This is a genomic window from Mesotoga infera, assembly GCA_011045915.1.
GTDB lineage: Bacteria > Thermotogota > Thermotogae > Petrotogales > Kosmotogaceae > Mesotoga > Mesotoga infera_D.
In genome coordinates this window covers 27142-50675 of record DSBT01000410.1, presented here as the reverse complement: position 1 = coordinate 50675, position 23534 = coordinate 27142, and the positions used below count along the sequence as shown (strand labels likewise).

25 protein-coding genes are annotated in these 23534 nt (G+C 47.3%); 10 read left to right on the top strand and 15 right to left on the bottom strand.

Annotated elements, in window-relative coordinates:
• The first annotated feature begins 16 nt into the window (after positions 1-16).
• Complete coding sequence (locus tag ENN47_13435; GenBank protein ID HDP79149.1) at positions 17-250, top strand: zinc ribbon domain-containing protein; 234 nt, start codon at positions 17-19, stop codon at positions 248-250.
• Here ENN47_13435 and tsaD read toward each other — a convergent pair whose 3' ends face one another.
• On the bottom strand, positions 251-1243 hold the full coding sequence (tsaD, locus tag ENN47_13430; protein ID HDP79148.1) for a tRNA (adenosine(37)-N6)-threonylcarbamoyltransferase complex transferase subunit TsaD: 993 nt from the start codon (positions 1241-1243) through the stop codon (positions 251-253).
• Complete coding sequence (gene clpX, locus ENN47_13425) at positions 1243-2454, bottom strand: ATP-dependent Clp protease ATP-binding subunit ClpX (GenBank protein HDP79147.1); 1212 nt, start codon at positions 2452-2454, stop codon at positions 1243-1245. The genes tsaD and clpX overlap by 1 nt, the downstream gene beginning before the upstream one ends.
• A gap of 71 nt (positions 2455-2525) precedes the next feature.
• On the opposite strand from clpX, the gene ENN47_13420 reads away from it, so the two are divergent.
• The 3 genes from ENN47_13420 to ENN47_13410 are packed head-to-tail and all read left to right on the top strand — an operon-like array spanning position 2526 to position 6596.
• Positions 2526-4166, top strand: a complete 1641-nt coding sequence (locus ENN47_13420; protein HDP79146.1) for a radical SAM protein — start codon at positions 2526-2528, stop codon at positions 4164-4166.
• Complete coding sequence (locus ENN47_13415) at positions 4163-5158, top strand: asparaginase (GenBank protein HDP79145.1); 996 nt, start codon at positions 4163-4165, stop codon at positions 5156-5158. The genes ENN47_13420 and ENN47_13415 overlap by 4 nt, the downstream gene beginning before the upstream one ends.
• 1 nt (position 5159) lies before the next feature.
• Positions 5160-6596, top strand: coding sequence for an AI-2E family transporter (locus tag ENN47_13410; GenBank protein HDP79144.1), 1437 nt, complete (start codon positions 5160-5162; stop codon positions 6594-6596).
• Between the two features lie 74 nt (positions 6597-6670).
• On the opposite strand, the gene queA is transcribed toward ENN47_13410, so the two are convergent.
• Both queA and ENN47_13400 read right to left on the bottom strand, forming a co-directional pair.
• Positions 6671-7681, bottom strand: coding sequence for a tRNA preQ1(34) S-adenosylmethionine ribosyltransferase-isomerase QueA (queA, locus tag ENN47_13405; protein HDP79143.1), 1011 nt, complete (start codon positions 7679-7681; stop codon positions 6671-6673).
• On the bottom strand, positions 7662-8666 hold the full coding sequence (locus ENN47_13400) for a ribonuclease (GenBank protein ID HDP79142.1): 1005 nt from the start codon (positions 8664-8666) through the stop codon (positions 7662-7664). Before ENN47_13400 ends, queA begins: the two co-directional genes overlap by 20 nt.
• A 109-nt stretch (positions 8667-8775) precedes the next feature.
• On the opposite strand from ENN47_13400, the gene ENN47_13395 reads away from it, so the two are divergent.
• From ENN47_13395 to ENN47_13385, 3 genes are all read left to right on the top strand, one after another.
• Positions 8776-8985, top strand: coding sequence for a 50S ribosomal protein L31 (locus tag ENN47_13395; GenBank protein ID HDP79141.1), 210 nt, complete (start codon positions 8776-8778; stop codon positions 8983-8985).
• A 50-nt stretch (positions 8986-9035) separates the two neighbouring features.
• Complete coding sequence (locus ENN47_13390) at positions 9036-9404, top strand: S1 RNA-binding domain-containing protein (protein HDP79140.1); 369 nt, start codon at positions 9036-9038, stop codon at positions 9402-9404.
• A gap of 160 nt (positions 9405-9564) precedes the next feature.
• Positions 9565-12132 carry a glycosyltransferase family 1 protein gene (locus tag ENN47_13385; protein HDP79139.1) on the top strand — a complete coding sequence of 856 codons (2568 nt, stop codon included), beginning with the start codon at positions 9565-9567 and terminating at the stop codon, positions 12130-12132.
• A 29-nt stretch (positions 12133-12161) separates the two neighbouring features.
• Here the strand turns inward: ENN47_13385 and ENN47_13380 are convergent, their stop codons facing one another.
• The 8 genes from ENN47_13380 to ENN47_13345 are packed head-to-tail and all read right to left on the bottom strand — an operon-like array spanning position 12162 to position 18133.
• The gene (locus ENN47_13380; protein ID HDP79138.1) at positions 12162-12491 is read right to left on the bottom strand and encodes a hypothetical protein; all 330 of its coding nucleotides are present in this window, start codon (positions 12489-12491) and stop codon (positions 12162-12164) included.
• 7 nt (positions 12492-12498) lie between these two features.
• Complete coding sequence (locus tag ENN47_13375; protein HDP79137.1) at positions 12499-13293, bottom strand: DUF72 domain-containing protein; 795 nt, start codon at positions 13291-13293, stop codon at positions 12499-12501.
• Entirely contained in the window at positions 13293-13886 is a 594-nt protein-coding gene (gene pduL / locus ENN47_13370; protein HDP79136.1) for a phosphate propanoyltransferase, read from the bottom strand. Before pduL ends, ENN47_13375 begins: the two co-directional genes overlap by 1 nt.
• A 21-nt stretch (positions 13887-13907) precedes the next feature.
• Positions 13908-15008: a GTP-binding protein gene (locus tag ENN47_13365; GenBank protein HDP79135.1), complete on the bottom strand. Its 1101-nt coding sequence runs from the start codon at positions 15006-15008 to the stop codon at positions 13908-13910.
• Complete coding sequence (locus ENN47_13360; GenBank protein HDP79134.1) at positions 15005-16057, bottom strand: YqeG family HAD IIIA-type phosphatase; 1053 nt, start codon at positions 16055-16057, stop codon at positions 15005-15007. The genes ENN47_13365 and ENN47_13360 overlap by 4 nt, the downstream gene beginning before the upstream one ends.
• Positions 16035-16277: a DUF4911 domain-containing protein gene (locus ENN47_13355; protein ID HDP79133.1), complete on the bottom strand. Its 243-nt coding sequence runs from the start codon at positions 16275-16277 to the stop codon at positions 16035-16037. Before ENN47_13355 ends, ENN47_13360 begins: the two co-directional genes overlap by 23 nt.
• A 9-nt stretch (positions 16278-16286) precedes the next feature.
• Positions 16287-17573 (bottom strand): PhoH family protein, encoded by a 1287-nt coding sequence (locus tag ENN47_13350; GenBank protein ID HDP79132.1) that lies wholly within the window; start codon positions 17571-17573, stop codon positions 16287-16289.
• A 2-nt stretch (positions 17574-17575) separates the two neighbouring features.
• On the bottom strand, positions 17576-18133 hold the full coding sequence (locus ENN47_13345; protein ID HDP79131.1) for a 3'-5' exonuclease: 558 nt from the start codon (positions 18131-18133) through the stop codon (positions 17576-17578).
• 86 nt (positions 18134-18219) lie between these two features.
• Between ENN47_13345 and ENN47_13340 the strand changes: the two genes are divergently transcribed.
• Both ENN47_13340 and ENN47_13335 read left to right on the top strand, forming a co-directional pair.
• The gene (locus ENN47_13340) at positions 18220-18528 is read left to right on the top strand and encodes a polyhydroxyalkanoic acid system protein (protein HDP79130.1); all 309 of its coding nucleotides are present in this window, start codon (positions 18220-18222) and stop codon (positions 18526-18528) included.
• Between the two features lie 3 nt (positions 18529-18531).
• The gene (locus ENN47_13335) at positions 18532-19284 is read left to right on the top strand and encodes a histidinol-phosphatase HisJ family protein (protein HDP79129.1); all 753 of its coding nucleotides are present in this window, start codon (positions 18532-18534) and stop codon (positions 19282-19284) included.
• Here ENN47_13335 and murJ read toward each other — a convergent pair.
• Complete coding sequence (murJ, locus tag ENN47_13330) at positions 19281-20795, bottom strand: murein biosynthesis integral membrane protein MurJ (GenBank protein ID HDP79128.1); 1515 nt, start codon at positions 20793-20795, stop codon at positions 19281-19283. The two genes, ENN47_13335 and murJ, sit on opposite strands and share 4 nt — an antisense overlap.
• A gap of 146 nt (positions 20796-20941) precedes the next feature.
• Between murJ and ENN47_13325 the strand changes: the two genes are divergently transcribed.
• Positions 20942-22054 (top strand): UDP-N-acetylglucosamine 2-epimerase (non-hydrolyzing), encoded by a 1113-nt coding sequence (locus ENN47_13325; GenBank protein HDP79127.1) that lies wholly within the window; start codon positions 20942-20944, stop codon positions 22052-22054.
• Positions 22055-22064: 10 nt separating this feature from the next.
• Here ENN47_13325 and ENN47_13320 read toward each other — a convergent pair whose 3' ends face one another.
• Both ENN47_13320 and ENN47_13315 read right to left on the bottom strand, forming a co-directional pair.
• Positions 22065-22769 (bottom strand): DUF2461 domain-containing protein, encoded by a 705-nt coding sequence (locus ENN47_13320; protein ID HDP79126.1) that lies wholly within the window; start codon positions 22767-22769, stop codon positions 22065-22067.
• Complete coding sequence (locus ENN47_13315) at positions 22766-23518, bottom strand: PHP domain-containing protein (protein HDP79125.1); 753 nt, start codon at positions 23516-23518, stop codon at positions 22766-22768. Before ENN47_13315 ends, ENN47_13320 begins: the two co-directional genes overlap by 4 nt.
• Positions 23519-23534: the final 16 nt, after the last annotated feature.

The window sequence follows — 23534 nt, the reverse complement described above, 5'->3', positions numbered from 1 at the left end:
CGAAGGAGGAACCGACATGCCGTTTTACAGATATAAGTGCGAAGACTGTGAAGAAGAAACCGAAGCCTTCCAGAAAATGTCCGATGAACCCCTTACGGTCTGCCCAGCATGCGGGGGCCATCTGAAGAAACTGCTGAACAGCGTGGGAGTTGTTTTTAAGGGTGGAGGCTACTACAGCACAGATTCAAAGAAATCTTCGACAGCAGATAGCAGCAAGAAGCCTTCAACTTCTACCAGCAAATCAGAATAACTAGAAGACATCTAAGCTAAGGTAAGGAACTGCGTTTGTTGAAAGAGGGGAGAACAATCCCCTCTTTGCCTTTTCATAGGCGACCATGGCAATCATGGCAGCGTTGTCCGTGCAAAGATCGACGGGAGGAAAGTATACCCTTACGCCCGTCTCTTCAGATAGATTCTCTGCCCTATCTCGCAAAAGAGAGTTAGACGCGACCCCACCTGCAAAGGCAATCTCATTAAGACCTGAGTTGCCGGCAGCATCAAAGGCCTTAGTAACAAGTGAATCGACTATCGCTTCCTGGGCCGATGCTGCGACATCGTTTACAGAAGCAGAGGGATTTTTCCTCAAGAAATAGAGAACGGAAGTCTTGAGACCGCTGAATGAGAAGTCAAAATTTCCCTTTTCTTGAAGCGGCCTGGGAAAGTGATACAACACCTCTCCCTTCATTGCGGCCTTCTGTATCGCCGGACCTCCCGGATACCCCAGTTCCAGCAGCCTCGCAATCTTGTCAAACGCCTCGCCAGCCGCGTCATCTCTGGTCTTGCCTATCAACTCGATTTTGTCCCAATCCCTCAAGACAAGTATTTCAGTGTGTCCGCCCGATACTAGAAGCACCATGAAAGGAGGCCTCAGAAACGGATACTTCAGAAAGTTCGCATAAACATGTCCAAAGAGATGGTTTATACCTATGAAGGGTTTGTTCGTCGAGAGAGCCATCGCCTTCGCGAAAGAAAGACCTACAAGCAACGACCCGACAAGTCCGGGCCCCATTGTGGAAGCGAATACATCGATATCATCTAGCGTCATATGGGCTTCTTCAAGAGAACTCTCAACTATTTTGTCGATGATCTCGAGATGATTTCTCGCCGCGATTTCCGGAACCACTCCCCCGAATCTTCTGTGGATATCTATTTGAGAGGAGACTACAGAAGAGAGAAGGTGGCCATCTTCAATGATGGCCACCGCTGTTTCATCGCAAGAACTCTCGAGAGCCAGAACTTTCATCAGGCAGATTCTCTCGAAATTATCTCCGGAGAAGAGTTATGTACTATGACATCTTCGTTGATGACGACCTTCTCCACATTGTTCATGGTAGGAATGTCATACATTATATCAAGCATTACCTGCTCCATCACGCTCTTAAGAGCTCTCGCGCCAGTTCCTCTCTTCATAGCTCTTTCAGCGATCGCAGTTAATGCCCCTTCGGAGAATTCAAGCTCGACGCCATCGAGTCCGAGCAACTTCTGGTACTGCTTCAGAATGGCATTTCTCGGCTCACTCATTATTCTCTTCAGATCCTCTACGTCGAGATCGTTCAGCGCCGCCAGTACCGGAAATCTCCCCACGAATTCTGGAATCAGTCCGTACTGAATGAGGTCATCAGGCACAACCTGTTGAAGGACCTCACCAAGTCTTAGCTGGTTCTTTCCTTTGACCTTCGCGCCAAATCCCATGGAAGAATCAAGAACTCTCTGTTTTATTATGCTGTCCAGTCCGCCAAAAGCTCCGCCAACAATGAATAGAATGTTGCTGGTATCCACTTTGATGAACTCCTGATAAGGGTGCTTCCTTCCGCCTTGAGGAGGAACATTCGCGACAGTGCCCTCAACAATCTTCAGCAGCGCCTGCTGTACTCCCTCTCCGGAAACGTCTCTCGTAATAGAGGGGTTGGGCGATTTTCTTGCTATCTTGTCGATCTCATCGATATAGATTATCCCAAGCTGGGCCTTCTCGACATCGTAGTTTGATGACTGAAGAAGCCTTAGAACGATATTCTCGACATCCTCACCAACATACCCCGCTTCTGTGAGCGGTGTCGCATCTGCAATAGCAAACGGTACATCGAGAATGCGAGCAAGGATTCTGGCAATAAGCGTCTTTCCTGAACCTGTAGGTCCAACCAGCATAATATTTGATTTCTCAATCTCAACGTCGTCCACGTCGTTGAAGACCCTCTTGTAATGGTTATAGACCGAGACAGAGATAGTCCTCTTCGCGTTTTCCTGACCGATCACATAGCGGTCAAGCTCCTTCTTAATATCGGCAGGAGTAGGGAGCTTCTTTCCAGGCTCTTTCTTTGCTTTCTGATCCTGCTGAATAATGTCGTAGAAAAGGTCTACACATTCATTGCAAATGTATCCTTCCGTTCCAGATATTAGCTTTTTAACCTGAGCGGCCGGTCTTCCACAAAATGAACAGTGTCTTTCAAAAGGCAAAACTTTCCCTCCCATTAATTGCTGTTTTTATTATACACTGGAATAAGATAGCTCGCACGCGGAGGTAATGGATGAACGCTCTTATTATAGACGGATACACCGATGAGCCGGCGGCCTTTGGGGTACCACCGTACATCTCGCCTAGAATACGTGCAATTGCCGGTGCCTTTCTGCTAAAAGGCTGTGAAATCGACTACCTTACGATAGACACAGTCAGGAGTAAGGACCTTTGGCAAGAAGGAAACAACTACGACTACCTGATAATCTACGGAGGAGTGACTACTTCAGGGAGATACATTGGTGGAACGCCTATCACCAGCTCTGAAATCTCAAAGCTGCTCCAATCAAATCACGAGACTTTAAGGATCGTTAGCGGCCCGGTCGTATCTGTCGGTTACACCCTTAGAGGAGGAACGACCGCTTTCTATCCAGACTTTCGAGGAGCCGATCGGCTTCTGAGAGATGAGTTTGAGGTTGCGGCTTTTCTCGGAATCGCATCGAACGAATCGAGATACTCTCTTCTTAACAGACTATATGTGGAAGGCGCTGAAATTGTTGCCTTACATCCTTCCTATCCGGAAGTGATAGTTGAAATCGACATATCCTCAGGTTGTGAGAGAAGCGACGGTTATTGCTCATTCTGCACTGAATCAATTCTTTACAGTTCTTTCGAATGGAGAAGCATCGAAGGAATCGTTCAGGAGTTCGAGAAACTCAGAAGCAAGGGCGTAAAGGCTATTAGGTTCGGAAGAAGCGCAAATGTTGTTGCTTACGGATACGACAGGAGCAGAGACAGACTCGATCCGGCACTCTCCGAAGAGCTTTTCAAGTCAGCTAGTACCATACTTGAGCCCGATGTGCTTCATATAGACAACGGGAATCCAATTTTCATTGCCGGCCACCCCAGTGAATCGAGAGCAGTTATCGAATCAATTGCAAAATACGGTACTGCAGGAGACACGATTTCCTTCGGTGTAGAGAGCTTCGACAAAGAAGCCCGAAGAAGAAACAACCTTGGTGGCGGAGTCGAAGATATAATTTTCGCGATAGAGCTGGTCAATGAAATCGGTAAGAACAGAGTGGATGGGATACCCAAGTTACTACCTGGAATAAACCTGCTCTATGGTCTTCCTGGACAAAGCTGTGACAGCTTCCAGACAGATTATGAACATCTTGCAAGTATTCAGCAAGAGGAACTCCTTCTGAGGAGAATAAACATAAGGCAGGTCATGATCTTTCCCAACGCGAGAATATCGAAAATGGCAAGGCCGAAGGTAAATCACAGGCTGTTCGAAAAGCACAAGCAGCGAATAAGAGAGGAAATTGATGCAGAAATGCTAAAAAAAGTCTTCCCGGTAGGAGCGATTGTCCGGGGGGTAATTCCTGAGTTCAGCGAAGGTCTGATTCACTTCGGCAGACCCCTAGGCACTTATCCGATTCTTGTCGGCACACCGGTCGCATTTGAAAAGAAGACTGACTTCGCAGTTATTGATCACGGTATGAGATCGTTAACAGGTATACCGGTGGGAACAGAGCTCAACGAACTGGGGGAGAGAGAGTTGAAATTTCTCCCAGGAATCGGAAGAGACCGGGCGAGGACTCTGGTCATCAAGAGACCGAAGGCGGTTGGGGAGCTTTTACCGATTGTCGGCCCTGAGGTATTGAAGACGTTATCTTTGATCAAGACAAGACTAGGAGGAAAATGGCTGTGAAACAGAGAGTCGTTGTAGTTACAACGGGAGGCACAATTGCAATGGTAACCGATCCCGTTACAGGAGCTTCCGTTCCAGCTCAGGGTATGAGCAAACATGTCGCTGACGTAGACGGATTGGAAGAGGTTGCCTGCGCCGAGCACCACGAGTTCTCCAACATCCCCAGTCCGTACATCAACCCCGAGACGATGTGGAAACTCTCGAAAACGGTACAAAGGCTTCTAGATAGAGAAGACGTGTGTGGCGCAGTGATTACGCACGGGACGGACACGCTTGAAGAAACGGCCTATTTCCTTGACCTTACTGTCAGAAGCGAGAAGCCGATAGTCTGCACCGCTGCAATGAGAAATATCGACGAGATGGGAACAGACGGTCCCAGAAATGTTCTCTCTTCTGTAAGAGTTGCCGTCAACCCTCTTGCAGTCGGAATGGGAACTATGGTCTGTTTGAATGATGAGATTCATGCAGCTAGAGAGGTCACCAAGACCTACACAAGCAACGTTGCAACTTTTGACTCCCCTGGCCACGGACCCCTGGGAATTGTCGATGAAGACTCGGTGATTTTCTTCAGAAAACCATTGCTTAGAGCGGTATTCAATGTTGACAATATCGAATCGAAAGTAGCTCTTGTCAAGACCTTCACAGGCGATGACGGCTCAATCCTTAGAAGCCTGCCCCAGCTGGGCTTCAAAGGAGTAGTTCTTGAAACATTCGGAAGGGGCAATGTACCGGTGGAAGTGTATCACGTAGTAAAATACCTAATAGAGGAGAAAAGGGTTCCTGTTATTATTACTTCAAGGTGCTTTAAAGGCCGTGTTCTTGGAGTTTATGGATATGTTGGAGGAGGAAAGAGTCTGGCCGACTTAGGCGCAATTTTTGCACAGGAGTTGTCCTCGATCAAGGCTAGAATCAAGTTGATGGTCATAATGGGGATCACAAATGATATGGCGGAGATTGAAAGGCTCTTCAAACTCCCTTTGAAGGGGGCATAATGTGAGTCGAGAGCTTCTGAAGAAACCCCGCTTTCAAGCGGCGCTGTTTACGCTGTTCTACCTGGCAATCTGTTTCGCTGTGTTCTCCGTTTCACTAAGGACTGCGGTGATTCTATTTGCAACGTTCACCGTGGTTATGGTACTTGAACCGTGGGCGAGATTCGCGCAGCGATATTTGAAACTCAAGCGTTCGATCTCTCTCGGCATTGGATTGGCCGTGATTTTTACAGGTTTAGTACTCCTTATCGTCTTTCTTACGACTCCTGTGGCGAAGGAAGCCTCGAAATTCTACAATATTGTCAGGGATTTCTTCCCTTCAGTTCAGGAGGCTGAGATTACCTCTTTCGAAGTGAATGCGAACATCGACAGGTTTCTTTCCGATGAGAATCTGCTCGAAAAGCTTTCCGCCGAAGAGATCGAATCTCTCGATCTGGTTTCTAAAGATTTGAAAGACTACTACTCGGACTTGTTGAAACCGATGCCTTCAAATGCAGAAAACCTGGAAAAGGACCTCTCCTTGCTTGAGGAAAGCCTGAAAGAGAGAAGCGACTATCTTGTGATTATAAGCAGCAGTAACCGGAGACAGCCTCTTTACGATGAGATAGAAGGGATTGTCTCGAAATATCTTAATCGCGAAGCGACGGAACTGCTTTCAGCTAATGTCATGGAAAACGCGATGCTGGTTCAGTCGCAAGAACTGTGGAAGGACGTTGTTGAATACTTCATGCCGAAGAACATCGATCAGGTAAGGCGGAGGGCAACTTACGAAAGCGTAAGATATTTCCTCATTCAAGTGCAGAACAGTCTTATGAAATTCCTTCCGGGAATACTTGAAAAAGTGCCCAGTTTCGTAACCAGTACGGGGCTGGTCCTATTCTTTACAATAGTGGGCGCAATCTATCTAAGCTACTACTTCCTCTCGGTCAAGGAGTTCACTCCAAAGTTCTACCCGAAAAGAATCCGCGGCTCGGCTTTAAGTTTTCTATCCGACACTTACAAGAATCTCGAAAGGTATGTGATCTCGGTAGTCGTGATTGCCCTGATTGTCGGCGTGGTGGTCGGCATAGTAGTCCGGTCAATGGGTCTGAAGTACAGTCTGCTGATGGGCCTTTGGGCCGCCTTTACAAATCTAATACCCATCGTGGGGGTCCCGCTTGAATTCATTCCGCTCTTCCTGCTGGCCGTATCGACACAAAATCTCGTTCTCGTTCTTGTGCTTCTGCTAGTCCTCGTGATTGTTCATGCGGCGGCCTTCATCCTTTTTCTGGTATTCATGAAAGGCTACAATAGAATCAACCCAGTAATAATCATCTTGATGATCGTTGTTGCAGGACAGCTGCTGGGGCTTTTCGGAGCGATTGTGGCAGTGCCGTTTGCCATTATCCTGAAAATGATGTGGATCCACTTCTTCTCACCGATGCTCGAAGAAGAAGATTGATACTGTGGCTTTTCGCGGAAAGGGAGAATCCGTGCCGACGATTTGCCGAAGACTCCTTTAGTTCAAAGAGTCTCCTACAATAAGAGACAGGCATCTCCAAAGGAGAAGAATCTATATCTGCTTGAAATGGCTTCTCTATAAGCCGATAGAATTAATTCTCTTCCGGCAAATGCCGAAACCAACATCAGAAGAGTCGATTTTGGAAGGTGAAAGTTTGTGACAAGAGAATCTACAATCTTGAAATCATAAGGGGGATAGATAAATATACTCGTCTGGCCGCTATCACTTACAACTGAGCCGTGGCGGGCAGCTATGCTTTCCAGAGTCCTTACGGTCGTAGTGCCAACGGCAATAATCCTTCCCTTATCGGCCTTGGTCTTGTTGATTGTTTCCGCAGCTTCAGGAGACACAGTGTAGTATTCTCCATGCATTTTGTGTTCTTCTATCATCTCCGACTTTACAGGTCTGAAAGTTCCGATACCGACATGAAGCGTGATGAATTCGACGGCAACTCCATTACCGGCGAGTCTTTCAAGCAGGCTCTCGGTAAAGTGCAGACCGGCGGTGGGGGCTGCCACGGACCCTTCCGGCCGCGAGTAGACCGTCTGGTAAGACTCCGGATTCTCCGGGTAAGTCTGAATATACGGGGGAATCGCAAGCAAGCCCGATTTCTTGATCTCTTCATCGCTTGCCCCGTGAAAATCAAGGATCCTGCCAGAATCTTCGCAGTGCTCAATAACTCTGCATGAAATTTCGCCGAACAGAAGCTCGTTTCCAGGCTTAATCTTTGATCCGGGTCTGACTATCGCCTTCCAGAGGCCCCGGCCAAGTCTTTCTATCAGCACGGCCTCTACTTTTGCTCCAGTCTCCTTGATCCCAAGCAGTCTTGCAGGAATGACGCGACTGTTGTTTAGCACAACGACATCGCCGGGATTGAGAAATTCGACGATTTCGGCGAATATCCTGTGTTCCAGGACGCCACTCTTTCTGTCAACAACCAGCAACCGAGAACTGTCTCTCGGAACGGCGGGCTCCTGGGCGATTAGTTCTTCAGGAAGATAGTAATCAAACTCTGAGACTTTCATCTATTTCCTCCGGCCTTATTATCGTTATGTCGGCAACCCCGTGATCGAGAAATCTGTCGTAGCTTATCACAATGGAATTGTCTTCTCTGGCCAGGAAGATTATTCTATCATCGGCTGGCGAGTAAGTCTCCACTTGCGGCAAGGAAAGCAGCCTGTTCAAATTCTCTTGCTGGAAACCGCCAAGAGTGAATCTTATATTTGCATCAAAGATTATCCTGTATGGAAATAAAGCAATCCTGCACGAAGACATCCTGAGAAAGAGATCGTCAATTCTGTTCAAATCCGCGTGATCGCTCATAGAAAAAACGATGTTGCTGCCGTCAACAACAACGGCTCTTGAACGACGTGAGAAAAGCACACTCTTGACGTAAGGGTGTGTGAACTTCAGATTGCCGAGTTCTCCTCTTGCCGACTTCGAAAGAGAAGAGACCGCGTTTCGCAGAGTCTCCAGCTCCGAGATATTTGTATGCAGAACTCTAGTTATCCTTTCCGCAAGACCGGATTTCTCAGCGATCTCCGGCTTCTCGTAAAGGAGTGCCGCTTCGAGCATTATATTGTCTTGGATTCCGTACTCACCAATCGATCTTGCAGTTGAAAGCCACTTTCTGTAATCGGCTAGCGACTTGATCTTCTTTCTGACCCTCCCACTAACAGGTGGATTGTTCCTCGGATCTATCAAGAAGAGCAATTGCGCAATATCGGCAACAGGTGCCGCAGATAACGAGGATACGTACTGCACTCGCTCTTCCGGTTCTCTGTCTCGCTCTCTCAATATGTCGATTGAGAACTCGATTTCTTCATAAGACAGGCTTCTGAGACCGGGAATTGTCTTAACGACCTTCTCGATTATCGAGCTGCTCACGGGATTCTTTCGGAGTCCGCTGGAAAGCCTTCCAAGGCTTTCCTTTCTCTTTCCGTAATAACTATAGAAGCCCTCGGAAGAGGCGGCTTCTTCCAAATGTTTTCGTATGTCATCAATCATCACGATTCTCCTATCTGTGCTAACGTTTGCCACAAGTAAGTCTTTGACACGCTTTCCTCTCTATGATATAATGAGTTTTGTGCAAATTACAACATGAAGAGGTGAAGCCCCGATGAAAAAAGAAATGCACCCCGAGATGAAGCTGATTACTGTAAAGTGTACCTGTGGCGCAGAACACAAGTTTTATTCTACAAAGGACACCATTAAGGTTGACCTTTGCTCCAGCTGCCACCCCTACTTCCGTGGAGACGCATCTTCAATGATTCTCGACACTGAGGGAAGAGTTCAGAAGTTCAGAAACAAATACGGAGACAATTACTGAGTTAGCGCTTTGCGCTCCCTCAAGTATATAGTCAATTGGAGGTTAGTCATGTGAGTGTGAAAGTGGGTACCGTTGTTGAGGGTAATGTGACTTCTGTCAAGAAATTCGGAGCGTACGTAAATCTTGAAAGCGGTGAGGAAGGGTTCATTCATATTTCCAAAGTGGCGCGAGAGTACGTGAAGAACATTGAAGACTATCTCAAAGTTGGTCAGAAAGTGGAGGCAAAGGTTCTTGGAACGACAAAAGACGGAAAATGGGAGCTGTCGATCAAGGATCTGAAGAGCAAAGGCTCTGATGAAGGACCGTCAAGTCAAGACTTCGAAAAGAAATTGGCCAAGTTCATGAGAGATAGCGGCGAAAAAATCTCCGCCTTTAAGAGAAGACTCGACAAGAAAAGAGGTATCCGTAAAAGACCATAAAAATTGGAAGTACCGTGAAATAGAATTGAGGGAGCTTAGCTCCCTTTTTTCGTGAAATGGCGAAAAAGGTAGCAAGAACGAGTGAAAACATCATAGGAAAGCACAGTAGCGCATGAAAGGGTATAATTGGACATAGATGCCAAAATAGGAGGTTATACTGATGTACTTCCTCGAAAGAGTAATGGCGGTTCCTAGATTGCCCGAAAAGCTGAGCAGACTCGAAGAACTGTCAAAGAACCTATGGTGGAGCTGGAACTACCATGCTCAACAGATGTTCAAATACATAGATCCCGAGATGTGGTATCAGGAAAAGCGGAGCCCCGTGAGGCTTCTCCGAAGGGTACGCCAAACTAGATTGTATGAACTGGCCGAAGACAAAGAGTTCATCAAGATGTATGAGAACACCGTAGAAGAGTTCGACAAATACATGGGTGGAAATAACACATGGATGGAGAGAGAACACCCGGACAGAAAGGAACAATGCATAGCCTATTTCTGCGCGGAATATGGATTCCATGAATCATTTCCAATCTATTCTGGAGGCCTCGGCATTCTTGCCGGAGACCACCTGAAAACGGCCAGCGACATGGGCCTTAATTTCGTTGCAGTAGGACTTCTATACAGGAACGGATACTTCGAACAGAGAATCGACGAATCGGGATGGCAGCAGAACATTTATCACTCATATGAGTTTGAAGATTTTCCCGTAGTTCCTGCACTCGACAAAGCCGGAGACGAGGTTTTCATTAATATAGACTTTCCGGGGAGAAAGGTATGGGCGAAGATCTGGAAGGCCAGAATTGGCAGGACATCTCTTTATCTTTTGGATACGGACATTCCTCAAAATGAACTTGAAGACAGGAAGATTACCGGCACGCTCTATGGCGGCGATCGTGAAACCAGGATACAACAGGAGATTCTTCTCGGCATCGGCGGAGTAAGAGCTCTCAGAATGCTGGGCTACTCTCCAAATGTATGGCATATGAATGAAGGCCACGCGGCCTTCTTGTCCCTCGAGAGAATTCGAGAACTGGTCCAGAGAAACTCGATTGAGTTTTCGACCGCGTCGATGATTGTAAAATCCGGCAACGTCTTCACGACACATACGCCGGTGCCGGCCGGTAATGACACGTTCACACTTGACATGATTGACAAGTACTTCCGTGATTTCTGGAGTAAGATGCGCGCCGATAGGGATGAATTTTTGAACCTCGGCATCGAAAAACCCCAGGGCGGCGGGCAGCACTTCAGCATGACGGTCCTTGCGCTCAGGCTTTCTGCTCTTGCTAATGGAGTTAGCAAGCTTCATGGAAGAGTCAGCAGGAATCTCTGGAATCACATCTACCCGGATCTTCCCGCAGTAGAGGTTCCGATAACTCACGTGACTAACGGAGTTCACATCTGGACTTGGCTGAATCCAAACCTGGTCGAGTTGCTGGACAAATACCTTCCCGTGGACTGGCATGAGAGAGTTTATGATCCAGAGATCTGGGAAGGAGTCGATAAGATTCCGGAAAGCGAGATCTGGGAGCTGCACATGTCACTTAAATCCAGAGCAAGAGGCTTTCTGCAGGGAAGGTTGAAGAGACAGAGGATGAGGCTGGGTGAAACCATAGAAGACCTGCTGGAAGTCGAAGAAGCCTTACCCGAAAATGTTCTCACTATTGGATTTGCAAGGAGATTTGCTACGTATAAGCGTGCAACGCTGATCTTCAAAGACATTAACAGACTTAAATCGATAATCGCAAACTCCGAACGACCCGTTCAATTCGTTTTCGCAGGAAAGGCCCATCCAGCGGACGATCCTGGAAAAGAGCTGATAAGGAAGTTGTATGAAATCTCCAGAACACCGGAATTCAAAAGCCGTGTGATTATTGTAGAGAATTACGACATGAATATCGCTCGCCACTTGGTGAGCGGTGTGGATATCTGGCTCAATACGCCGAGAAGACCCCACGAAGCAAGCGGAACCAGCGGCGAAAAAGCCGGAATGAATGGAGTTCTGAACTTCAGCGTCCTCGATGGCTGGTGGGTGGAAGGTTTCAACGGTGAAAACGGCTGGGCTATCGGCGATAACAGAGACTACAGAGACCACGAGCTTCAGGATAGGATAGACTCTGTGTCGATTTACAGCGCACTTGAGAAGGAGATAATTCCTCTTTACTACTCGAGGGATGAAGAAGGAGTGGCGAGGGACTGGGCGAAGAAGATGAAGAGCTCCATCAAGGAAATCGGTAGCAAGTTCAATACTCACAGAATGATTGCAGAGTATGCAACAGATCTCTATTTCCCGGCTGCCGACCTTTCCGTAGAGGCCGAGAGAGAGGGTTACAAACTTGCTAAGAGCGTTGCCGTCTGGAAGGACAAGTTCAGTGCCAGCTGGAATGCCATAAGAATAAAGCCAAATGTGCAGGCCGAGTCTTCTGCCAAATCGATAAAGGTCGGGCAGGAGATCGCGCTCTCGGCAAACATCTACCTTGGAACTCTAGATCCATCTGAGGTTCAAGCTGAGATTTTTGTGGCAAAGATGAACGACGAAGGCGAGATGGACAGCTTCAGTCTCTATCCAATGAAGCTAATGAAAGAAGACGTCCACGGCGAATACGTATACGGAGGCAAGTTTATCGTTGCTGAAGAGGGTAATCTGGCGTATACTGTCAGAGTAATCCCGAATCCTCAAAAACTGCCTGACAGATACTTCATACCCGTTGCAAAATGGATCGTATAAAAAAGCCCGCCTTCATGGCGGGTTTTTTTCTAGTTATTGGCTGAGAAATCGGAGAGAGTCCTTTCGAAATCTCCAGGAGAAATGTCGCCCCAGAGAAGCGATTTGTAAAGACCGGGAACGGTAATAATCGCCTTGAGTTCCTCTTCCAGAAAAACTCTCTTTCTCGGGTTGTAATCGCCGTCGATAATGATCTCCGTAGATTCCGAACCAGATGTGATCATTCCGATCACGGCGTTGTATACTTCAGCAATCTCTACTTCTCTCAATCCAAGCTTATGCAGCTGTTCGTAGATCTCATGGCTCTCATTTCCCTCTGCTATCATCCTCAGAACCACATTTATGTAATCAGGAAAAGTCATTGTTTATTCAGGCACCTCCTAACAGATCTCTCAGGAGAAGAGCGTTGTGAACGGCTCTTCCCATGTAGCAATTATTAAAAAAAACAAAGACAGGCAGATCACGTTTATGAAATTCTAGCACATCGATGGCAAAACTTCTCAAGTCATCTTCCGAGTAATCATAGTTGTATCTTTCACTTCCGTTACTGTTGAACCAGTCGGGATTTCTTCCGTGAAATCTGAAGTAAGCACCCATTTGGCCCGCTCTGGGAATATATGGAAACAACCCGCCGATAGTCGGTTCATCAACTGTTACAGGTATTCCACCTGCCTCCTCGACCGCTTCAAAGGCAGCTTCATTTGCCCAGCTATCGTGTCTGAATTCGAAGGCCAGGATATTACTGCCCGGGTCGAAAGATCCGGCGATTTCTTCAATATACTCCCTGCTTCTCTCATTGAACTTGAACGACCATGGGAATTGGAAGAGTATTGGCCCCAGGCTGCCCTCTTCTCTCATGGGCTGAAGAGCCCGATAGAATTCACTGGATACTTTTCTCAACTCTCCTGAACTGCCCTTCCATAGATCATGCGTTGCCTGTCCAGGTGCTTTAACTGCAAATGTCATCTCTCCGGGTATCTTCCTCAAGATGCCTGTTATAGTCTTTATAGATGGCATTCGATAATATGTGAAATTCAGTTCGACGGAGTTGAATCTCCATACTGAATGGTAATATCTGAGCATCTGGGATGAGTCGATCCCTGAAGGGTATGCCGTCCCCACCCAATCGGGAAATGAATAGCCGCTCGTCCCAATATAGACCACTATAACTCCTCAATAATGAATACTGGATCGTTGTTGTTCAATATTGCAGCATTTGCTTCATCCACATCAACATGGAATTCCAGAGCGTAACTTGAGTGCACCCTAACCAGAACGTCGTCGAAGATCACCCTCCGCGTTCCAGCGCCCTCGGCATAAACCATCACTATCTCCTTGTCCTCCACACCATAAACCCTGGCGTCCTCGGGTGTCATATGAATATGCCGCTTGGCAAGCATCACTCCGGAATTGAGAACGACAGTTCCTTTAGGACCGACAATCGTTAGCCCGGGAGTATCCGCGTGGTCACCTGAATCCTTTATGGGCGGCCTTATTCCCAGGGAAAAAGCGTCGGTTCTCGATACTTCTATCTGAGTGGCCTTTCTCGCAGGACCAAGTACCCTCACTCCCGTGATTGCTCCCTTTGGACCGACAAGAATCACCTTTTCATCACAGGCATACTGCCCGGGTTGACCGAGATCCTTTATAGGAGTTAGCTCATGACCCTTGCCGAAGAGCCTTTCGATATCTTCCGCACTCAAATGAAGATGGCGATTTGAAACGCCTGCCTTGATTGCCGGTTGCTTCAGCTTCACAAAATACACCTCCAGTTATCTTCACTTCTTGAATTTTTTCGGACCAACAAGTCCCTTTCTCACTTTCATAGCTACGTTTTCCGGAGTAGCAAGAACAAGCGTTATTGGACCTTTGGCGACGTTTATCCAGCCAAGGCCACAAATGTGAAGCTCCTGGCCGGTTCTCAGCCTGAATTTCTCGCTTTTCCACTTATACTCACCCCTTGCGGAACTGGAAAAAGGAGGTTTCAAAAGTCCTCCAAACCATCTATCCCATTCCTCGACCCCGGTATTCGAGTTAGTCTCATGGACTGAAACACTTTCTGGAACAAAGGTATGCATTATTCCTACGGGATCGGTCTCACTTTTCGCATCTATTCGTACAAATCCACTCAGAAAAACAGTTCGGGTTTCGTGAAATTGAAAGGTCGAGCTGACAAGCTTCTTGCGGGGAAGAAATCTGCTCTGGTCTTCAACACTCAGAAGGTCGGTCACCCTGTCTTCAGTGAAGATTCCAGGCGTATCGTAAATGCTAACTGAAGAGTTGTACAGCGTCCTCGATGTCACCTCTACCGTGGTTCCAGGAAATCGACTGACAGTAATCTCTTCGGAATGAGTCAAGCCGTTCAGAAGTGAGGACTTCCCAACGTTAGTAACTCCTACCGAAACGTACTCAGCAGCACTGGATTTTAGATAGGCAAAAAGCGAGTTAAGTCCATACTGTCCCAAAACCGAGACAAGCCTTACTCTGCTAACCGGTGCCTTGAGAATGCCCGAGGCCCAGTCTCTCATTTCATCCACCTTAACCTCTCTGGGAAGTAAATCGATCTTGTTCAGAATGTAGTGAACAGAGTGATCTTTCAGGAGGTCTGCGATGTCCTTCCTGAAAGTTCCGTCAAAGTCAGAAATATCGATTACATAGATTACATCATGAGCGAGACGGAGATAATCCTTCATATTGTCGAGTGAATGAGCAACCATATTACCCTCTGGCAGCGAACTATAATGTTTCATAAGGAAACATCTTCGACACAGGATTTCCTTTCCTGAAAGGAGTCGTGATTCCATCACCGACTCGGATATGTATCCCAGACCGGCCGGGTCCTCATGCTGCAGCTCAACACCGCACCCATTACATTTCATTTGTCCAGCGCCTCCACTTCGGGATGCTTCCTCATTTTGCTCAAGAAAAGACCCTCCACTCTCCTGACCAGCTTAGTCCAGAAGAACTCCTTTTCAGAGATCGGTTCCACTTTAACAGTGTATGCTCCGAGAAGGTTTCCCATGATAATATCCGTAAAGAGCTGGTCGCCAACAACTACTGTCTTGTACGGAGGTATTCCGTAGTCCTTCAGAACCCGTTTCGATTTGAATGTCAACGGTTTCCTTGCGCGCCCAATAACCTTAATTGTATCGAGCTCCTCATCTATTTTGCCGAGCCTGTCGGCCTTCCCGTTAGAAATCAGAAGTACTTTCAAACCAAGTCGCTCGACTCTGTTCAGAAGCAACCGCTTCTCTTTTGAGACGGCGCTTGCCCCCCAGCTCTCGAGAGTATTGTCGAAGTCGAATATCACAAGCCTGTGCCCGGAATCTTTCAGAGAATCGAAATCTATATCCATAACACTGTCGGCAAAGAGATGGGGGGTGGTTAGCCTTCCCAATCTAAATACCCAGCCAACTGTGAAGAAGAATACAAGATATGCCGCAATGGTGATCTTCCCCAACAACCTCTTGTACCACTTCTGACTTATATCTACTAGCGGAGCCACAAGAATAGAATACATACCCATTCTATTTCCAGCAATAATGTCCGTGAAAAAGAGATCTCCAATTATTACCGTCTTCTCGGGTCTCGATTTCATATCGCTCAGAACCTTCCGCAGTTCCTTCGTGCCCGGCTTTCTCATCGAGTGGTATACCTTCAACTCGTCCCCAAAGAGATCTTTGAGATTCTTAACTCTCGATTGGGGTCCATTGGTTACAACACCAACCTTCATACCGGCAGAGATCAGGTTATCGATTACGGGTTTGTTCCGCATATCGAAAGGCTCTCTCCAGACTGCAATGGTGTTGTCGTAATCAAAGAGAATTGTATTGTAGCCGAGCTTCTGGAGCCTTTCATAATCGACTTCTCTGACATTCTCAGCCTTGTCGTTTGGTACTGCGCTATCAAGTATGTCCAGGATTCGCACGAATCTCCACCACTTCCAGATCGATACGGTACTTAATGCTCTTCAGAAAACTCTTCACTTCATCCAGCAGATCTGCGGGAACGATAATCTTCAGAAGGCCCTCATCTGTAACATGCCTGATGTTCATAAGATTATCTTCGGCTTCGGCTATGTAGCAAAGCACATGAATATCTTCGGGCCTTATTTTAACAAAGAGATCGTACTCCACCACTTCATTCATATAAAAACCTCACAGCAGCTCGGCCGCCAGACTAGCAAGTTCTGAACGCTCACCCTTAGTTAGGGTTATATGGCCCGCCAATGATTTGTTTGTCAATCTCGAAGCAGCATATGTGAGTCCATTGCTGTATGCATCGAGATAGGAATTGTCAATTTGATAGGGGTCTCCTATGACAACTATCTTAGTGTTTTCCCCCACTCTGGTAATTATCGTCTTGATCTCATGGGGCGAGAGGTTCTGAGCCTCGTCGATTATGAAATACTGGTTTGGTATTGACCTTCCCCTTATGTAGCTGAGAACTTCCACCTGCAGCTGCTCGCCCTTCTTCAGGAATGTTTCCAGATCCGTATGACGGTTGTTGAACAACATATAGAGGTTGTCGTATATTGGGGTCATCCAGGGATCTATCTTCTCTTCCATGGAGCCTGGAAGATAGCCAATATCCTGTCCCATTGGGATGATCGGCCTGGCAACCATAAGTCTTTCATATTTTCTCTCGTCAACAACCTTTCTCAATCCGCAGGCAAGAGAGATCAGCGTCTTGCCAGTTCCAGCCATACCGGGTATGAAGACTACCCTCACGTCGTCGTCAAGCAACAGCTCCATCGCCATCATCTGTTCCTTGTTCCGGGGCATTATCCCCCAACTGCTAGTTTCCATAGTAATTCTTAGCGGAACAATCCTCTTACCGTCGGGAGAGACTCTTCCAAAGATGTCTCCGCCAAAGTCCACAAATTCGTTTGCCCCAACAGATTCGTGAAGTTCATCTGATGATAGTTCGTCCCGGTCAATGAACTTATCCCTGAAAGACGGATTGTCTACAATATTTATTCCCGACAGTTTGTCGTCGATTTCCACTTTGTCGTAAAGGTAATCATCGGCCTTAAGACCCATTATATCGGCCTTCACTCGCATGTTTATGTCTTTGCTGACCAGAATGACTGGCAGTTTGTCCATGTTACTGAGCTCCATCATATACAGCAAAATTGCGTTGTCTTTGTAATTGTTTTCGGCAAACGGCGGTAGCTTGCTCTTGAATTCATCAAATACCGCAATTCGTAACGTACCCCCAGACTCCAGTCTTACGCCTTCAGTCAGCCTGCCTTTCGATCTAAGCGAATCAAGAAATCTATTTACTTTCCTGGCATTCTGGCCAACGGATCCGGAGTTCTTCTTCAGTTTATCTATTTCCTCAAGAACGGGAAAAGGGATAATTATGTTGTTGTCTTCAAAATTCTCGAAACAATAGGGATCATGAACCAGAACGTTGGTATCGAGAATAAAGTTCTTTATCAAACCTAACCCCTCCACTTCTTCTCGTATTTGATCATCTCGGAAATACCTCCAAGCCGTCTCGCGAGTGCCAGGAAAACCTTTGCAGTCACTCTGGCATCGTCCATCGCCCTGTGAGTGGGTACATCTCTAATCTTCAGCCTGCCGGCAACGCTCTTAAGACTGTACGACCCTTCTGAAAAAACCTCATGTGCTATTTCTATGGTATCGATGTAATTGTTGGTCAGCGGAAGCACTCCAGTTTCCTTTGATGCAATATCGAAGAAGGTCATGTCGTTCACGATATTATGACCAACTATAGTCGCACTACCAACGTAGTCGCGGAATCTCGGAAAAACCTCGGCCATCGTCGGTTCTTGAGAGACATCTTCATTCTTCAGTCCATGTATCCCGGTAATCTGCGCCGGAATCAGAACTAGCGGGTTAACCAGGGATTGGAATGAAAGATTGTGCAAGATCTTATTCCCGTATATTGGAATAGCCGCTATTTCTAGAATTCTGTCTCCTCCTAGGGGACTCGATCCAGTGGTCTCTGTGTCAATGACTAAGTAGATCTTCTTCATTTCAAACCCTCCGTAAAAATTCTACCATGAGAAGGCCTTGCACTCCTGACTTCTTCTTTACTATACAATTGAGTGAGGTGATAGATTTGAAAGAGCTTGGAGTAAAGGTCAGTCACTGCCTCGGAAGCGATCGCGCCAAAAGGAGACTGGCGAAAAAAATCGAAGAACTGCAGAAGGAGTTCAAAGGGAAGTTCACTCTTGACTCTCTCTGGGAAGACGACTCCCTGAAATTTCAATTGAAAGCGGCAGGTATAAAGATGCGTGGTCTCTTGAAAGTCTCCGACGCTAGCGTATCACTTGTCGGAACGCTGCCGTTCGCATTGACCCCCTTCAGGGGGAAGATCGAGTCTACACTGAAGGCAGAGCTTGAGAAGATCCTTGTAGAAGGTGATTGAGAGGTGCCTGTAGATCTTCACAATCACAGTTCCTTTTCACCAGACAGTCGTACACCAATGGAGGAGATTGTTGAGGAAGCTTGCATTAAGGGTCTGAAGGTGGTCGGGATCTCAGATCACGATGATCTGGACACTTCCCTTTCGTTCAATTATAGACTTAGAGATCTCAAAGGCTATTTGAGGAATCTCTCCCGGCTGAAGGACAACTCAACAGCAAAGATCCTCTCAGGACTTGAGGTGGGTCTGCAGTCGTGTGCCAGGATACCTCCAGAAGGAGATTTCGACTATTTCATATACTCCGTGCACGGAATACCGGGAGCAAAAAACCTAGATGTAGAAAATGTTTGGACGCTGTATCTAGAAGAGGCAATTGAGGCGATTTACGATGTTAAGGGACCCGGCTTCTTCGGCCACATCGATTTCCTTCGAAGATACATTCCTGAACACAGACCTCTGGACAACGAAACTCTTCTGAACGAGCTGTTGAAGAGGCTGATAAGGACCAGCATCGGGATTGAGATTAACACTTCCGGCTGGCGTTATCCATATAGAGAGCCAAGTCCCCAGAGATGGATAATTGAGAGATACCTCTCACATGGAGGCAGACTGATCACTATCGGTTCAGATTCTCATCGAAGAGAAGATGTCGGCAGCCACATTGGAGATGCCATATTGCTGCTGAGAGAAATCGGGATCAGAGAGATCTTCTACTGTGAAAAAATGAATTATGTGCCATTTCAGATTGACGACTGCTAATTGCCTCTCTTGTTCTTGCCAAGCAAATCCTTCAGCTTGAACAGGTTTCCCAGGCCAAAGGCTCTGGCCATTAGAAAGTACACCCCTATTCCAGATACGAGTGTGACAAGAGTGGAAATGTTTCCGGTACCGAAGAAGATTCTACCCAGGAGCATCAAAGCAGACATGACCAGAGATGCAAGAATCACTTTGACTATTTCAAAAAGGTTCTCTTTTTCGTATCCCGTCCATCTCAGAAGTGCAGCAGAGACTGTGACGGTCCCCACTATCCCTGCCGCGCTTGTAGCCAGCGCTACGCCCAGAGGCCCTATTGTGAAGCCGAGGACGATGTCAAGAACAACATTTACGCTCACCATAATCGCAGAGATTATTGTGGGTGTTTTGGGACTCTTTCTGGCGTAATAGGCTCTCGATAGAACACCATAGGATCCATAGAAAGGCAGTCCCAGAGTGTAACCGTAAAGCAGCGATGTGGTCATTGCAGTATCGCCAGGCGTAAATGAGCCCCTTTCGAAGAGAAGACGGACTATGCCTTCACCCAAAACGAGCAGCCCAAGAGTAGAAGGAATTATCAGGAAGGCAAGCACTGTAAGAGAATCCCACAGAGATTTTCTGAACCTATCCTTCGAATCTGCGGAAGTCAGCTTTGAAAGCTTCGGAAGAGCCACAGTTGCCACGGCAATGGCAAACACACCAAGAGGAAGCTGATAGAGCCGCTGAGCGTAACCAAGGCTGGAGACGGCCCCTCTTCCCAGTTCGGTTGAGACGCGTATATCAACAAAGGAATTGATCTCGTTTATTGCCGGAGATATAGCCGAGAACAGAAAGAGAAGAAGGAATTCCTTCACATCGCTCTTGTTATATCCCGGCTTGAAGACAAAGCCTTTCGATCGGGCTGCCAGTACTACAACAAGAAGCTGTATCGCTCCTCCAGCCAGAAAGCCAATAGTGGGTCCAAGGATCGGAGGAGAAAACCTGGCTGAAAGCAGAATACCCGCAATCGTCGAAAGGTTGATGAACATGGGAGTTATCGCCGCGATGAAGAAGGCATCGAGACTATTCAGGACTCCGCAGTAGACAGCCCATAGAGAAACAAGGATAATAAAGGGGAAGGAGATTCTGATGAGTCTTGATGTCAGCTCAAGAGCAGCCTCATCGAAGCCGCCGGCGAAGACTGAGGCAACCCCTTCGGAGAAAACCATCCCCCCCGCCGAAATCGATCCGGAAACGATTAAAACGAATACCAGCACTGTTGAGGCAAATATAAAAGCCCTCTTAGCGGAGTTCTTAAGCTTTTCGTTGAAGAGAGGAACAAAGGCCATCGTCATAGCTCCATCGGCAAAGATCTTCCTTAGAAAGAAGGGGATCATGATTGCAACAAGATAGGCATCATACTGAGCTGACGTACCGAAGTAGTTTGCAAATAGAGAGTCTCTGGCGAGACCCGTTATCCTTGATAACATGGTTGCTATAGCAAAGAGAGCCGTGCTTCTTGCTGTGCTTGCCGTCATAGAGACCTCCACAAAAGATTATAATACACGGAGGATGCGAGAGAAAGTCGATCCTTGTCGAGATCTCTTGAAATAAGCAGAAAAGAGAACTATGATATACTGAAATGGCGCTTACGAATGTTATAGGGGGGAAGGCCTGAAAGCTGATGAAAATGAAAAAGGTCGCTCTGATTTTTGGGACCAGACCCGAGGCGGTGAAGATGGCTCCCGTATACCTCGCCCTCAGGAATTCACCTCTTAAGCCTGTCGTTATTGCTACTGCGCAGCACAGAGAGATGCTTGATCAGGTTCTCTCTCTTTTCGGCATAGAACCGGATTTCGATCTGAACATCATGCGCCAGAGACAGTCTCTGGCGAATCTCACTTCCAGGCTGATCGACAAGCTTGATGAGATCTACTCGGAGAATGATTTCCGTACGACTCTCGTCCAGGGCGACACGACATCGACATTCGCCGGCGCGCTGGTTTCTTTCTACCACAAAGTTCCGGTGGGTCACGTCGAGGCCGGACTCAGGACCGAAAATGTTTATGATCCATTCCCCGAAGAAATCAATCGGAGGCTGAATGGAGTGATCTCTACCTTTCACTACCCTCCCACTGAAACTGCAAAGAGGAACTTGATGAATGAGGGCATTCGGGAGGACCATTTGCTTGTGACAGGCAACACCGTGATCGATGCATTGCTTTGGGTGACCGATAACAAGTCCAAACTAACTTCCGGCTACAGGGAGGCCCTAGGTGTAGAGGGAGATGAGTACATTCTCGTAACGATGCACAGAAGGGAGAATTGGGGCGAGCCGATGCGAGAGGTCATGAAGGCCATTAAGGATGTTCTTATCGAATTCCCGAATTTGAAAGTCGTCTTCCCGGTTCATCTCAACCCCGCCGTTAGAGAGATTGTATTTCCGGAGCTGGAGAAACACGAGAGAATCGTTTTGACCGACCCTCTAGACTATCTACCATTCGTATCGCTCATGGAGAAATCAAAGCTGATACTTACCGATTCTGGCGGAATACAGGAAGAGGCCCCCGCACTTGGAAAGCCTACCCTCGTTCTTAGGCGCACGACTGAAAGACCTGAAGCAATCCAGGCAGGAACTGCAAGACTTGTAGGAACCGAAAGAAAAGCAGTATTCGGCGAGACGGTCAGACTTCTAAGCGATCCGCAGGAATACTCCCGGATGGCGAGAGCAACAAATCCCTTTGGGGACGGCAAGGCCTCACAGAGAATCGTCAAGCATCTCTGCGATAGTCTCTAGATCCTATTGTCTAAGGCAAGTCTCCGCCTTCTCTCATCTTTAGCTCCCAGAAATACTCATACAGCTCTGAGAGTGAGGAGAACGCGATCCTCAGATGCTCCACAAGCGCCGAAGAAAGCAGTACTTCATCGGCCTCACGATTGGCGGCTATATAGAAATCTCTGTACTGGAACCACTCCAGCAACTCTGTCGGAACATCGTCTCTCTTTCTTCTTCTCTTATACTTCTCTCCGAACACTGAAAAGTCGCTCTCCCTAAGGATTCTGGTTTTGTCAACAAACCTTTTGGGATTCGTCTGGATCTCTTCGTGAAGCTTGGCCATCGTCTCGCGCGAAGGTAGGTAAAAACCCATTCCGTATCTGTACCAGTCGGGAAAGAGCTCAAAAAAGAAGCCCGGGGAGTCCTTCCAATCTGGAACGGGAACCCTGAAGGTGAACCACATATTGGTTCTGTATGGAGTCTTCCCCTTGTTCCGCCTCGCGTCCCTGTTGATTCTGCTTATCGTCTTTCCAACTTGAGGGCTGATCTCGATGAATGGATCTAGATCCTCCATAAAAGGCCCGATGCTTTTTACGAGGCTCCTGAATGGTTCAAGCAAGACTCGACGATACCGATCCCTGTTCCTTTCCATCCATGAGCGGTTGTTATTAATTCCCAAATCAATCAAAAACGAAAGCGTCTCGCTGGAAAACCCAGAAAACTTTTCTTCAGTCATTCTTCCCCCAGTATGCTGAAAGGTACGTAACTGCCTTTCTCGCAATAGAATACCTCTTCCACTCCAATTCCCCTTAACAATGAAACGGCTTGATCGCTGTATTTACCGACCTGCAATGCTCTGTGAGAGTCAGATCCTATTGTCAATAGATTGCCACCCAGTTCGAGATACCTTTCTATTACCCACGACTGGGGCGATGGATCTCCAAGTCCATACATCCAGCCTGAAGTGTTCACTTCTAGTCCAACATGATTCGAAGCCAACTTCATGAGAAGACGATCAATCAGGGGTCCGGGTTTCGGCGGCCTTCCATGCGGAATGTGTCTCCTCAAAAAATCCAGGTGTCCAAAGAAGCCCGGCCTATCTATGAGATCGACGGCTAGAATAGCTTCTTTAAGGTAGATCTCCCACGGGTCTTCGAGACTCTTCAGATCAGGCTTACCAGGGACAGTGTGAACTGAGTAGATGTAGTAATCCATCTCCTCCCCGGGCCAGAGAATTCCTTCAGACTGCAGCCCGAGTTCAAGACCCGCAAGGATTTTGATTGGAAATTCTCCTTCGAAACGTCTTATTTCCTTCAGATAGCCGATGATCTGTTCAGCTTGGAGACAGACTTCCTGACAGACATAGGGATCGAAATGATCAGAAATACCTATGACCCGTAGTCCTGCTTCTACTGCTGACCGTATTACCTGCTCCACAGAATTCCTTCCGTCTGAAAAAGTTGTGTGATTGTGTATATCAATCATTTAGAATCTCCGCAAT